Origin of the sequence: Saccharothrix luteola (assembly GCF_020859565.1) — a bacterium.
GTDB classification, from domain to species: Bacteria; Actinomycetota; Actinomycetes; order Mycobacteriales; family Pseudonocardiaceae; genus Actinosynnema; species Actinosynnema luteola.
This window is the reverse complement of record NZ_JAJHUO010000042.1, coordinates 51,194-64,644: the sequence shown is the minus strand read 5'-3', so window position 1 is coordinate 64,644 and position 13,451 is coordinate 51,194. Positions and strand designations below refer to the sequence as shown.

11 protein-coding genes are annotated in these 13,451 nt (G+C 72.4%); 4 read left to right on the top strand and 7 right to left on the bottom strand.

The annotated features are described in order from the left end of the window. Positions 1–354: 354 nt before the first annotated feature. The 4 genes from LNK82_RS41635 to LNK82_RS41620 form a co-directional block, all read right to left on the bottom strand. Positions 355–1,281, bottom strand: a complete 927-nt coding sequence (locus LNK82_RS41635) for a hypothetical protein (protein ID WP_230572384.1) — start codon at positions 1,279–1,281, stop codon at positions 355–357. A 159-nt stretch (positions 1,282–1,440) separates the two neighbouring features. Next, positions 1,441–2,226, bottom strand: coding sequence for a hypothetical protein (locus tag LNK82_RS41630; RefSeq protein WP_230572383.1), 786 nt, complete (start codon positions 2,224–2,226; stop codon positions 1,441–1,443). Between the two features lie 160 nt (positions 2,227–2,386). Next, the gene (locus LNK82_RS41625) at positions 2,387–3,289 is read right to left on the bottom strand and encodes a hypothetical protein (protein ID WP_230572382.1); all 903 of its coding nucleotides are present in this window, start codon (positions 3,287–3,289) and stop codon (positions 2,387–2,389) included. 203 nt (positions 3,290–3,492) lie between these two features. Next, complete coding sequence (locus tag LNK82_RS41620) at positions 3,493–3,807, bottom strand: hypothetical protein (RefSeq protein ID WP_230572381.1); 315 nt, start codon at positions 3,805–3,807, stop codon at positions 3,493–3,495. A gap of 64 nt (positions 3,808–3,871) precedes the next feature. Here LNK82_RS41620 and LNK82_RS41615 point away from each other — a divergent pair, with 64 nt between their 5' ends. Next, a complete protein-coding gene (locus LNK82_RS41615; protein ID WP_230572380.1) occupies positions 3,872–4,936 on the top strand; it encodes an arginase family protein in 1,065 nt (354 codons plus the stop codon). 73 nt (positions 4,937–5,009) lie between these two features. Here the strand turns inward: LNK82_RS41615 and LNK82_RS47340 are convergent, their stop codons facing one another. Further along, positions 5,010–5,438 (bottom strand): chorismate mutase, encoded by a 429-nt coding sequence (locus LNK82_RS47340; protein ID WP_268997979.1) that lies wholly within the window; start codon positions 5,436–5,438, stop codon positions 5,010–5,012. Between the two features lie 49 nt (positions 5,439–5,487). On the opposite strand from LNK82_RS47340, the gene pcrA reads away from it, so the two are divergent. After that, positions 5,488–7,815, top strand: coding sequence for a DNA helicase PcrA (gene pcrA / locus LNK82_RS41605; protein WP_230572378.1), 2,328 nt, complete (start codon positions 5,488–5,490; stop codon positions 7,813–7,815). Between the two features lie 470 nt (positions 7,816–8,285). Here the strand turns inward: pcrA and LNK82_RS41600 are convergent, their stop codons facing one another. After that, positions 8,286–9,044 (bottom strand): M23 family metallopeptidase, encoded by a 759-nt coding sequence (locus tag LNK82_RS41600; protein WP_230572377.1) that lies wholly within the window; start codon positions 9,042–9,044, stop codon positions 8,286–8,288. 272 nt (positions 9,045–9,316) lie between these two features. Further along, positions 9,317–10,261 carry an alpha/beta fold hydrolase gene (locus tag LNK82_RS41595; RefSeq protein ID WP_230572376.1) on the bottom strand — a complete coding sequence of 315 codons (945 nt, stop codon included), beginning with the start codon at positions 10,259–10,261 and terminating at the stop codon, positions 9,317–9,319. Positions 10,262–10,448: 187 nt separating this feature from the next. Between LNK82_RS41595 and LNK82_RS41590 the strand changes: the two genes are divergently transcribed. Both LNK82_RS41590 and sucC read left to right on the top strand, forming a co-directional pair. Then, on the top strand, positions 10,449–12,011 hold the full coding sequence (locus LNK82_RS41590; protein WP_230572375.1) for a hypothetical protein: 1,563 nt from the start codon (positions 10,449–10,451) through the stop codon (positions 12,009–12,011). Positions 12,012–12,279: 268 nt separating this feature from the next. Next, entirely contained in the window at positions 12,280–13,449 is a 1,170-nt protein-coding gene (gene sucC, locus LNK82_RS41585; protein WP_230572374.1) for an ADP-forming succinate--CoA ligase subunit beta, read from the top strand. Positions 13,450–13,451 lie beyond the last annotated feature (2 nt).

Genomic DNA, 13,451 nt, shown 5'->3' with positions numbered 1-13,451 from the left:
TCGGGCTCCTCGTCGTGCGGATCGGTGCGCGGAACAGGCTAGGCCACCGCTCGCCCGCAGAGCCTACCCCGGCCGTGACTACGCCTTTCGAGCCGTTGCGCAGGTCACGTGAGCCGAGGGGTGACCGGGAAGGGATACCGGATACCGGGCCGTAAGGACACCCGTTCGCACGAAGATCACCAGTTTTACGGCCGAACGGGCTAATCGGGTGACATCTCACCCGTTCGGGGGCACGAGTCACGCGTCGAGGCGACACCGGACGCCCGCCCGCCGCCCCGGGCCGTCGGACCGCACAGCGCGAACCCGCCACTCGGCGTGCCCGAGCGGCGGGATCGCGGGACGTCGGTGAGGCGGTCAGCTGGCCGGGGCGAAGAAGTCGAACCCGCCGATCGGGTTCAGGATCCCGCCCAGGTCGAGTTCGAGGCCCAGGTCGAGGCCGGAGCCGTCGTCGGACGGCGGGGTGCTCGGGTTGGACGAGGACGGCGGCGGCGTGGAGGACGACGGCGGCCGCGTGCTGTCGCTCGGCGGCGCGGGCGTCGTGGTGCTCGGCGGCGGGGGCGTCGTCGTCTGCGGGCTGCTGGAGCTCGGCGGCTGCGTGGTCGTGCTCGACGGCGCCTGCTGCGTCTGCTGCTGCTGCGTCGTGGTCGTCGTCTGCTGGGTGGCGGGCCGCTGCGGGCGCTGGGTCGTCGTCTCCGGCGCCTGCTCGGGCGTCGTCGTGGTGGTCTCGGCCTGCGTCTGCTGCGCCTGCTGCTGGGCGGCGGCTGCGGCGAGGTCCTTGGTGAGGGTGTTGGTGGCGCGGGCGGCCGGGCGGGCGTCGAAGCGCACCTCCGCCAGCGGTCGCTCGTCCGGGGACGACATCAGGTTGGTCGCGGTGAACGCGACGGTGCCGGCGAGCACCACGCCGCCACTGGCCATCGCGACGAGCTTCGGCACGGAGAACCCGCCGCTGCGCTCCTCTTCACCGGCGCGGCCTTCGCGGCGCAGCAGCTCGGTGATGTGCAGCTCTCGGCCCGAGAGGTTCGAGAGGCCCGTCTTGCCGGCCGCGGCCGAGAGGGCGGCCACGGAGAAGCGCACGGTCTCTTCGTCGTCGGTGCTCCGCCCAGCGGCTCTGTCCTCGACCGCCCGGCCGGCGACTCGGCCGTCTGCCATCCGATTGACGGCTCCGCCGTCGGTGACCCGCGGGATCGGCTGCGTCTCCGCCTCGCGCCTGGCGATCAGGTCGGCGACCGACAGCTTGGCCGTCGAGCCATCCTGTCGACGGCGTTTGTCGTCGTTCGACACCGCTGGACACCTTTCCCGGGGGAGAGCGTTGCGCTACTGACCGGGACCATGGATACCGAATCGTGACCGTCTACGTAACCCCTTTGAGTGAAGTTTCCTACGGAATCGCGGGCTAATTGAACGCTGAGTGAACAGCTGGGGCGTGTTCGCTACGCTCGGTCAACCCCGATGGGCTGATAGGACTTCGGTCGCGACGATGCGGGGAACGCTCGTGTCGGTCAACCGGAAGAGCTGCTCGACCCGCAGCCACCGGCCCGTGCGCCCCTGCATCGACACCACCGCGAGCACCGCGCCGTCCGGCCGTCGCGACGTCGACTCGATCGTGATCGCCTGCACGTGGCCCCAGGACTCCACGAAGTCGCGCGCGCTGCCGCCGAGCAGCTCCGGCGACAGCAGTTGGGCCGCCTGCGAGGGCTTGGCGGGCAGCAGCTCGAAGAACTTCCGCACGATGTCGACCTCCGGTTCCGGGCCGACGTCGACCTGCGGCGGCGGGACCATCCTCGGCGGCTCCGTCGGCGCGTCGGCGGCCGACGGCACGGCCAGGCGTGCCTGCGCGGGCAGCCGGTCGGGCCGGCCGGCGCCCAGCTGGGCCGACAGCAGGTCCGGTCGCAGCGCGGACGACCCGCTGATCGCCGCGGGCGGCTCGACCAGGGGCCCGGTGGGACCCTCGGGGCGGTTGCCCGCGAGCACCGCGGTGGCGGCGATCGAGGCGAGCAGCACGACCGCCCCGGTGGTCACGCCGGCGAGCTTCGCCGCCCGGGTGGGACGTCTTGCCGAGGGAGCCGTGTCGTTCTCCTCACGCAACGGATCGGTGATCAGGCCATGGGTGGCGGCCTGCCGGCGGGACCGGATCCGCACCGGCGCGGGCTGCTTCCCGATCAGCTCCGCCACCGTGACCGAACCCTCGCGGTTGTGCCTGCGACCGCTCGTCGTAGGGCGCTGCACTGGCGACTCCCTCGGTCGTGTAGTCGCCAAGACTCGTACCGTGGGGGAGCGGCGGGAATCCAGCTCAGCGTGGGACTTCACTCGTTCGTGGCGGCCAGTGGTCGACGTCCGTACCTCGAACGGAGGAAGGACTACGGAGCGATGCCCACCCCCGGTGGTCTCAGGTGCCGCCCGCGGGCCGTTCACCGTCTATCAGCGGCGTGCCGCCGGTGGTGAACACCAGTTCCCGCGTCTCCGTGGTCCGCGACCCGTCCTCGCGGGTCACGTCCAACGTGCTCACGGTGACGCCCCGCGTCGGGTCGACGCTGATCTCCCGCACCTCGATCCGCGTCACGTCCGCGAACTCCCGCTCCAGGTCGATCACCTCCCGGAACCCCTCCGAGACCAGCGCCAGCGCGCCGTCGGAGTTCGCGGCGACCTCTTCGTAGAACAGCTCGGTGCTCACCGCGATCGCCTCGGCGTCCACGACCGGCGCGGACTCCGCGGGAACCGTGCTGACGTGCGGGGACGTCCCCGATCCCGGGGCGCCCACCGGGTCGCCGGTCGACGCGCTGCCCGCCGCGGCGACGCGGTCACCGCCGGCGGGGACCAGGCCGTTCGCCACGGGCTCGGCGGGCACGCGGCGCGCCGTGGACGAGGTCGGCGGGGGTGGTGCGGTGGGGAAGCCGGTCAGCAGCGGCACGTCGGTCGGGTAGCCCGGCAACCCGATGCGCTCGGCCGGGCCGTTCGTGCCGACCAGGTTGGACGCCGCGACGGCCAGCCCCACCAGGACGCCTGCCGACGACAGCACGGTGAACCAGGCGGCCCGCTTCCACGTCCGCGGTGGCGTCACCGAGGCGGGCACCAGGCCGATGTTGAACTTGCGCAGCCCCATGGCGTCGGTGTCGACGAACGGGTCCGGTTCCGGCAGCGGGGGCGGTGGCGCTGTCGGCGATGGCGCCGGCGCCGGTCGCGCCGCGCGGTCGAGCGGTGTGTGGTCGAACTCCCCGCCCATGGGCAGCCAGATCGCCGCCCCGTCCTCCAGCCGATGCCGACCCGACCGTTCCGGTTCCCCGATGTCCATGCTGTGCAGACCCCTCCCGCCCCCCGACCTGTCGGCCCTCGCGGTTCACCTGGTGGATCGAGTCCACCTGTGGCTTCAGGTGGCGCGGGGAATGGGGGTGGGACGCCGAGGACCCCGCCGCTGCCTCAGAGTAGGTGCAGGGTGCACGCAGAGCTGCGCTGATCAGCCTTGTGGGGCCCAGCGACACACGTAAGAGTGAAGCTTCAGCTCCCGCTGTTCAGCTTCTTCCTGGTGCTCTGGAGCGCGTTGGTGGCGGCCAGGCCGGCACCGCCCGCGATCAGCGCGCCGATGATGTCGCCCGAGGTGGAGGCGCCGGACGTGATCAGCAGGCCGACGAGCGCGATGATCGTCGTCACCCCGGCGACGGTCCACCGGCTGCGCACGTACTGGGCGATGGGCGCGCCCGCGGCGCGCTTGGACTTGGCGGCGGAACCGAGCATCGCGAGGTAACCGTCGTGCGCCAGCGCGGCGAGCACACCGATGATCGCGATGAGGCCCGTGATGAGACCGATGACCATGACACCAGTGTGCCCGTGGTCAAACCCGCTGGACCATCCGTGATCGCCCTGATATCTCCCAGGGGTGGAGGTCTTCTGGCACGACGCCTGCCTCGAGCACGACACCGGCACGGGGCTGTGGGAGCTGCCCGGCCGGTGGGAGTGGCTCGACGTGGCCGAACCGCACCCGGAGAACGCGGCCAGGCTGCGCACGTTCCGGCACGCGCTGGCGCACGGGCCGGTCGCGCCGCACCTGTCCTGGTCGACCGGCCGGTTCGCCGAGGACGAGGAGCTGGCCCGCGTCCACGCGCCGTCCTACCTGGCCGGACTCCGGGCCGCGTGCGAACGGCGGACCGCCGTCGAGGTGAACACCGTCGTCGGCCCCGGCTCGTGGGACGCGATCCGCGCCGCCGCGGGCACCGCGCTGGCGGCGTACGAGGCGGTCGCGGCCGGTCGGACGCGCCTGGCGTACGCCCTGGTCCGCCCGCCGGGCCACCACGCCCAGCCGACCATGGCGGACGGCTACTGCCTGGTCAACAACGCCGCGCTGGTCGCCGAGACGGCCCGCCGCGCGGGGCACCGGGTCGCCGTCCTCGACTGGGACGTGCACCACGGCAACGGCACGCAGGAGGTGTTCCGCGACACCGACGACGTGCTCACGGTGTCGGTGCACATGCGGCACGGCCCGTGGGGCGCCAACCACGCACAGACCGGCGCGCCGGCCGAGTCGGGGGCCTCGAACATCAACGTCGAGCTGTCCCTCGGCGCGGGCGACGGCGCGTACCGGCGGGCGCTGGCGGAGATCGCGCTCCCGGCGTTGGCCGAGTTCGGCGCGGACTTCCTGGTCTGCGCGTCCGGGTTCGACGGTTCCGCGTTCGACCCGAACGGCAGGCACAACCTCACCGCCGCCGGCTACCGGGACATCGGCCGGGCGGTGTCGGGGCTGGGCCTGCCGACCGTGCTCACGCAGGAGGGCGGCTACCTGCGCGGCTACTCGGCGCTGTGCCTGCACGCGCTGGTGGAGGGCCTGCTCGACCTCGACCTGCTGGACGACCCGCTCGCCTACGTGCCGGACGACACCCAGCTGGTCAGCGCGGACCTGGCCTTGGCCCGGTCCGCACTGACCAGCTGGACGTTCGCCCGCGACTGACCACCGACGCCCCGCATCCGGAGACCGCACCACCCCCGCGACCTCGCCGCCGTCTGCGGAGCAGCGGCCCATGTCACCGCCCCAGGTGGCCGCGGCCCAGCTTGAGCAGGATCATCGCCAGGTCCCGGCCGTCCGGGCCGAGGTCCTTGTAGCGGTTGATCACGTCGATCTCCCGGTTGTGCACGATCCGCGTGCCGCCGGCGGCCATCCGCGCCGCCCCGATGATCTTGGAGACCTCGACCCGCCGCTTGACCAGCCTCAGCAGCTCGGCGTCCAGGTGGTCGATCTCCTGGCGCAGCGCGTCGATGTCCGGTGCGGCTTCGGTGCTGTTCATTGGTGACGACCTCTCGACTCTGGTTGGAGTCCCAGCCCTGGCAGCAGCGAAGCCCCGGGGTCCGAGGACTCCGGGGCTTCGTGGTGGCTTGTCGGCGCTAGCGGTCCACGGGAGCCGGAGTCCGGTTCCCGTAAAAAAACTCGAAGTGGGCCATGCGCACCGGTTCATCATGCCACAGCCACGGACTGTCGGGGGTACCCGGTAACGTGGACAGGCGATGAGCGCCTTGTTCGACTTGCCCGCAAGTCCCCCCTCCCCCCGGTCCGCGCGGCTGCTCGAAGACCTCAACCCGTCCCAGCGACGGGCCGTCGAGCACGCGGGCGCCCCGTTGCTGGTCGTGGCGGGTGCGGGCTCGGGCAAGACGCGCGTGCTCACCCGTCGCATCGCCTACCTCCTCGCCGCCCGCGACGTCCACCCCGGCGAGATCATGGCGATCACCTTCACCAACAAGGCCGCCGCCGAGATGAAGGAACGCGTGGCCGACCTGGTCGGCGCACGGGCCCGCTCGATGTGGGTGTCCACGTTCCACTCGATGTGCGTGCGGGTCATGCGCCGCGAGGCCAAGACCCTCGGCATGTCGTCGAGCTTCTCGATCTACGACTCCGACGACACCCGCCGGCTGATCACGCTGGTGGCGCGCGACCTCGACCTGGACCCCAAGCGCTACCCGGCGCGCACGCTCGCGATCCACATCTCGAACCTGAAGAACGAGCTGGTCGACGCCGCCACCGCCAAGGAGCGGGCGGCCAACGACCTGGAGCGCCGCGTCGCCGAGGTCTACGAGAGCTACCAGCGCCGGCTCGGCGACTCGAACTCACTCGACTTCGACGACCTGATCATGCGGACCGTCGAGCTGCTGCAGAACCACCCGGAGGTGGCCGAGCACTACCACCGCCGGTTCCGGCACGTGCTGGTCGACGAGTACCAGGACACCAACCACGCGCAGTACACGCTGGTGCGCGAGCTGATCGGCACCGGCTCCGACGGCGTGCCGCCGGGCGAGCTGTGCGTGGTGGGCGACGCCGACCAGTCGATCTACGCCTTCCGCGGCGCGACGATCCGCAACATCGTGGAGTTCGAGCGCGACTACCCGCAGGCCACCACGATCCTGCTGGAGCAGAACTACCGGTCCACGCAGACGATCCTGAGCGCGGCGAACGCGGTCATCTCGCGCAACCCGGACCGCCGGGACAAGCGGCTGTGGAGCGACCTCGGCGACGGCGAGAAGGTCGTCGGCTACGTCGCGGACAACGAGCACGACGAGGCGGCGTTCGTCGCGCGCGAGATCGACCACCTGGTGGACAGCGGTGAGGCGAACAACGGCGAGATCGCCGTGTTCTACCGGACCAACAACCAGTCGCGCGTGTTCGAGGAGATCTTCATCCGCCTCGGCCTGCCCTACAAGGTGGTCGGCGGCGTCCGGTTCTACGAGCGGCGCGAGGTGCGCGACGCGCTGGCGTACCTGAGGGCGTTGTCCAACCCCGACGACACGGTGTCGTTGCGGCGCATCCTGAACGTGCCCAAGCGCGGCATCGGCGAGCGCGCGGAGGCGTGCGTGTCGATGTACGCCGAACGCGAGCGGATCGGCTTCGCGGCGGCGTTGCGCGACGCGGTGACCGGCAAGGTGCCGCTGCTCAACCCGCGTTCCCGCAACGCGATCGCCGGGTTCGTCGAGCTGATGGACGAGCTCGGCGAGCTGGTCGAGCGCGGCGACGACGTGGCCGACATCCTCGAAGCGGTGCTGGAGAAGACCGCCTACCGGGCCGAGCTGGAGGCCAGCGAGGACCCGCAGGACCACACCCGGGTCGAGAACCTGAACGAGCTCGTCACGGTGGCCCGCGAGTTCGGCGACTTGAACACCCCCGCGCCGGCCGATGCCGCAGCTCCCGATGTCGCGGAGCTGCCCGCCGAGGGCTCCCTGGCGGCGTTCCTGGAGCGGGTGGCGCTGGTCGCGGACGCCGACTCGGTGCCGGACGCGGAGTCCGACGGCGTGGTCACGCTGATGACGCTGCACACCGCCAAGGGCCTGGAGTACCCGGTGGTGTTCTGCACCGGCTGGGAGGACGGCGTCTTCCCGCACATGCGGGCCCTCGGCGACCCGACGGAGCTGGCCGAGGAACGGCGCCTGGCCTACGTGGGCATCACGCGCGCCCGGAAGCGGCTGTACCTGTCGCGGGCGCTGGTGCGCTCGGCGTGGGGCCAGCCGTCGACGAACCCCGCGTCGCGGTTCCTGGACGAGATCCCGCCGGACCTCCTCGACTGGCGGCGGACGGAGCCCAAGCGCTCCGCGCCGTCCGCGCCGACGTCGTGGGGCGGCGGTCGGGGTTCGGGCACGCCGCGCCCGGCGCCGACGAACGCGGGCTGGAAGGACACGCCCGCGCTGAAGCTGGACGTGGGCGACCGCGTGAGCCACGACAAGTACGGCCTCGGCCGGGTCGTGGCCGTCGACGGTTCGGGGCCCCGTGCGACCGCCACGATCGACTTCGGCGGCGCGGGGACGGTGCGGCTGATGCTCATCGGCGGCGTGCCCCTCGTGAAGCTCTGAGGCGCGCTCAGCCGTAGTTCGCTGCCTTACGCATATAAGAGGTGTCCCGGTCGGTCCCTGGAGGTCGACCGGTGTTCACCTGAACGTGGCCGAATTCCCGTGCAACCCGAATCCCGCACGTGCGTCTATAGGGGTGTCACAAGCGGGATGGACGGGTCATTCGGGGTGAACCGGCCGGAGAGAGTCGCTTGGCGGCAGCAGGGGGTGCCTACGGGGGTAGGCAGAGGGGCGGGATCCGCGTCGGGGCGGTGACCGCAAGAGGGGATCACCTTCGGGGGCGGTTCCGCACAGTGGTGGGGGGGGGGGGGGGGCCGGCCCCCCCCCCCCCCCCCCCCAAAAAAAGAGAAAGCCAGCCCCGCCAGCCGCCGAGGGGGCCCCCCGGGGGGGGGGGGGGCCCCCGGGGGGGGGGGGGGGGGGGCCCCCCCCCCCCGGCCCCACCTTTTTCCATGATCGTGACGAGCCTCGTCGGCTCAGACGCTGATGCCCTTGGAGTTCAGCCAGCCCAGCGGGTTGATCTTCTTGCCGTCCGCGTTCCAGACCTCGAAGTGCAGGTGCGGACCGGTGGAGAAGCCGCGGTTGCCCATGCGCGCGATCTGCTCGCCCGCCAGGACCCGCTGGCCCTTGCGCACCGAGTAGGTGTCCACGTGGCCGTAGACGGTCACGGAGCCGTCGGCGTGCTCGACCTTGACCCAGAGGCCAAAACCGCTTGCCGGACCGGCCTCGATCACGACACCATCGGCGGCGGACAGGATCGGCGTGCCGATGGGGCCCGCGATGTCGATGCCGTAGTGCATCTCGCCCCAGCGACCGCCGTACCCGGACGTGAAGTCGCCTGCGGCGGGGCGGGCGAACTTGGGTCGCCGTGCCTCGGCCTCTTCGGCTTCGCGGGTCTCGGTGATGTGCTGGCTCTTGACGAGCTTCTGCGCCTCGGCCGCCGGGTCGACCGTCTTGGCGACGGGCAGGACCTGCGGGGAGGCGGGGCCGGTGCCACCGACGCCGAACGCGGCGGCGCCGTCGGCCGCGGAGTTCGCGAGCGGGGTGACCTCGTCCGCCGAGGCGGGCGAGTCGGAGCCGAGCGCGTGGAGCGTCTGCCCTGCGCCGGCGGCGGCGAAAGCGCCGACGGCGACCGCGGCGACCACGATCCGTCCGCGCAGCGCCGAGGGCGGAGGCGGGAGCCGGTGCGTGCTCACCGTGCGGGTCGAAGCGCGGTCCACCGCTTCTTCGAGCACAGCAGAACTCGTATGGCCGCCGGGGGAGCGGTGTTGAGACAAAACCTGGCCTTCCGTCTTCGGGGAGTCCGGTCGGACTACCGGGCGGGGGATCCCGGTTGAGCCGGTCGGGGTACCGGCTCGTCGTCCTGCTTGTGACCAGACCGTGACAACGGACCGGGGGAAGATAACGGCGCGGAGCCCTTAAGGGCAATCCCCGAAGCCGAGGATGACCGTTTAGCGGTCAGTGGGACATCCGCGCGTATGACTGGTGACTCACGGTCATGGACGGGCTACGAAAACCCCTCACGTACAGGCACGATGGGGTGAACCCCACCGTCATCCGAACGCGTGATGGCCGTCACAACGAGGTGAAGGGTGCGGGTGTCAACCGATAGCGAAAGGTGACCTGAATCACGTATCCGATGCTCCTCGACGACCAACGCCGGGTGCTCCAACCGGGCGTTCCGCTGCGGGACGATCACCTGGTCCATCTCGCTCCACACCACGACGAACCGGGTGCGGCAGGGCCGGGACGGTTCGGCCAGTTCCGCCAGGAGGTCCGAACCGGGCCTCAACTGCCTGGTCAGCGCCGTGGGGAGCAGGTATGCGGCCAACGTGCCGCCGTGCGGGGTGCCGAGGGTGATTAGCGTGCGCACGCGCGCGTCGCCGTCCAGGCGTTGCACGTAGTAGCGGGCGATCAGGCCGCCCAGCGAGTGGCCGACCACGTGCACCCGGTCCGACCCGGTCTCCGCGCAGATCCGCTCGACGTGCTCCCCGAGCAGCGCCGCCGACCGCCGGACGTCCCCCGTCAACGCGGTCAGCACGCTGTAGTTCACCGCGTGCACCGATCCGAAGCCACGCCTTCGCAGTGCCCCCGACAGCACTGCGAAGGCAGACCGGTTGTCCCCGATGCCGTGCACCAGCACGATCGGGGTGCCCGCCGCGTCCAGGGCCGAAACCAGGAGGCCGCGCCGGCGGGGTGACAGGTGGTCGGTGCGGTAGTGCCCCTCGGGCTTCACCCGCTCCTCCGCCACGCCCCACGGGTAGAGGACGGTGCGCGCGGCCAGCCAGGCGGCCTCGACGGCGACACCCCGCACGCCGCCGGGGGAAGCGACGGCCCGGAGCACGCCGCCCGCGAGGCCGAGGGCCTCGCCCGCCACGCCCAGCCCGGCGTCCACGCCGGCGCCGACCCGGTCGGACCAGGTCTCCACGAGCCGCCGCGCCGCGTCACTCATAAGGCTGAACGTAAGTGATGCCCCCACCCGCGATCAGTACCCGACTGCGGCTGCCCACAACCCCCGGTGGTCCCGACCGGCCGCCCGTCGCCGCCTGCTGCGTTTTGCTAGCGTCCGACCGGTGATGCGAACCGCTGAACCGGTCTCACCGATCCGCACGAGGCTCCGGACGGCGGTTGCGGCAGCCGTGGCCGGCTCGCTCCTCACCGCGGTGGCCCCGGCCGTCGGCGTGGTCGACGGCTCCGCGCCGCCCGCGTTCACCGCTTGGCCGCTGCTGGCGCTGCTCGCCCTGCTGCCGACCGCCCTGGCGGTGGTCTTCCTCTCCCGCGGGCAGGAGCTCACCGCGGCGGCGGCCCTCGTGGCGCCCGCCGTGTTCGCCGTCGGCCGGCTGCTCGACGACCTGCAGCTCCTCGTCGACCCGATCGACGCCGCCCGGCCCGAGCTGATGCGCGCGGCGAGCCTCGACCCGCCCGCGCCCGCGATCGGCCTGTGGCTGCTGCTGGCCGGGCACGTCCTGCTGATCGCCGCCGGCGCGCTGGCCACCCTCGGCGCGGAACCGGACGTGCGCAGCGACCGCCCGAGCTTCGCCCTGCCGGCCACGGCGGGCATCGTCGCGGGCATCGGCCTGTTCACCGCGCCGTTCACCTCGTCCGACGCGCTGATCCCGGCGCACGGGACGCTGGACTCGCCGACGCTGCCGCTGGTGAGCGGCCTCGTCGTCACCCTGGCCGCGCCCGCGCTCGCCGTCCTCGCCGCCAGCGCCACCACCCACGAGGCACGCCGGGGCGGGCTGCTCGGCCTGGCCGCCGTCCTGCTCGGCTTCGCCGTGCCGCCGATCGCCACCGCCTTCTCGGTCGACGCCGTCGGCCCGGCCGTCGGTCCGTTCCTGGTCCTCACCGCCGCGGTCGCGCTCGCCTGGCCGCAGCGGGCCGTCAAGGACGACGAGGACGGGGAGCACGACGTCGAACTGCCGGGCCAACGCCGCCTGCACGTGATCGCGGGCGCGTTCGGCCTGGTCGCCGCCGCGACCGCCGCGATCGGCGCGTCGACCGACCACCTGGTCCTCCCCGACGGCTTCCCGCCGCCCGCCGACTACGCCGCGCGCCTGCTGTGGCCCGCCGCGATCGCCACCGGCGTGCTCGCCGCCGCGCTGCTGGCCAAGGCCGCCGTGCGGCCCGCCTTCACCGTCGCCGTCGCCACCATCCCGCTGAGCGCCGCCGGCGCGCTCGACGCCGTCTTCACCGCGACGCAGGTCGACGTGGTCGGGCCGGGCGTCGGCGTCTGGTTCACCGCGGGCTCGGTGGTCGCCGCCGCGGTCGCCGCCGTGACCGCCGCCCTGGCCGGCGCGGTCGAGCGGGACGAGGTGGGCACGGCCACGACGGAGCCCGCGCTGCCGCTGGTCGCCGCCACCCTGATCGCCGCGCTGCTCGCGGTCGGCGCGTTCAGCCTGCCCGTGCTGCGGGCGCCGGACTACGTGGCGATCGGCGCGTTCGGGCTGCGCGTCGGCTCGTTCGGCCTGCTGGTGGCGTTGATCGCGGTCGTGGTCGCGGCGGTGGTCGCGCTCAGGGCCAGGCCGAGCCGCGGCGCGGCGCTGCTGCTCGGCGCGGCCGTCGTCACGGCCGTCCGCGCCTGGGAGTACCCGCTCACCGCGGCGCGTGCCGCCGAGGCCGCCCCCGGTCCGGGGCTGTGGCTGGCCGCCGCCGCGACGGCCGCGTTCGTCGTCGCCGCGGCCCTGCGCACGGCCCGCTGAACCGGTCGTGAGGGCGTCGGCCCGCCGGCGTTGGTGATCGACCTCACCACCTCTATGACGGAGTTCACGGGCGTGGGGTGCGGTGGACTCCGGACCGGTCGATAGTGTCTTGCGAAGCCGCGTCGAGCCGGTCCCCCCACGGCTGTGCCGGCGTTCCAGGTGATGCCTGGTACGTGTGCGCACCAGGCCCCAGCCTGGAGCGCCGGGACCTGGAGAGGACCGCACGAACAGGACGCGGTGTCCGACACCGACGTCGCAGGAGACCCGAGTGGACCTGTACGAGTACCAGGCGAAGGACCTCTTCGCCGCCCACGACGTCCCGGTACTTCCGGGCGACGTGGCGACCACCCCCGCCGAGGCCAAGGCCATCGCCGAGCGCTTCGGCCAGACCGTCGTGGTCAAGGCCCAGGTCAAGACGGGCGGCCGCGGCAAGGCCGGCGGCGTCAAGCTCGCCGAGAACCCGGAGGAGACCGAGGTCAAGGCGGAGGCGATCCTCGGTCTGGACATCAAGGGGCACATCGTTCACCGCGTGCTGGTGACGCCCGCGTCCGACATCGCCGAGGAGTACTACTTCTCCTTCCTCCTCGACCGCGCCAACCGCACCTTCCTGGCCATGGCCAGCGTCGAGGGCGGCATGGACATCGAAGAGGTCGCCGCGACCAAGCCCGAGGCCCTGGCCAAGGTGCCGGTGGACGCGATCACCGGTGTCGACCGCGCGAAGGCCGACGAGATCGTGGCCGCCGCCAAGTTCCCCGCCGAGGTGGCCGACCAGGTCGCCGACGTCATCGTGAAGCTCTGGGAGACCTTCGTCTCCGAGGACGCCACGCTGGTCGAGGTCAACCCGCTGGTCCGCGACCCCGAGGGGAAGATCGTCGCGCTCGACGGCAAGGTCACCCTCGACGAGAACGCCTCCTTCCGCCACCCCGCCCACGAGGCGCTGGTGGACAAGCAGGCCGAGGACCCGCTGGAGGCCAAGGCCAAGGCGAAGGGCCTCAACTACGTCAAGCTGGACGGCCAGGTCGGCATCATCGGCAACGGCGCCGGCCTCGTGATGTCCACCCTCGACGTGGTGGCGTACGCGGGTGAGAAGCACAAGGGCGTCAAGCCCGCGAACTTCCTCGACATCGGCGGCGGCGCGTCGGCCGAGGTCATGGCCAACGGCCTGGACATCATCCTGCACGACCCCGACGTGCGCTCGGTCTTCGTGAACGTCTTCGGCGGCATCACCGCGTGCGACGCGGTCGCCAACGGCATCGTGGCCGCGCTGGGCATCCTGGGCGACGAGGCCTCCAAGCCGCTCGTGGTCCGCTTGGACGGCAACAACGTGGAGGAGGGCCGCCGGATCCTCGCCGAGGCCAACCACCCGCTGGTCACCGTGGTGGACACTATGGACAACGCGGCCGACAAGGCCGCCGAGCTCGCGGCTGCGGGGGTCTGACG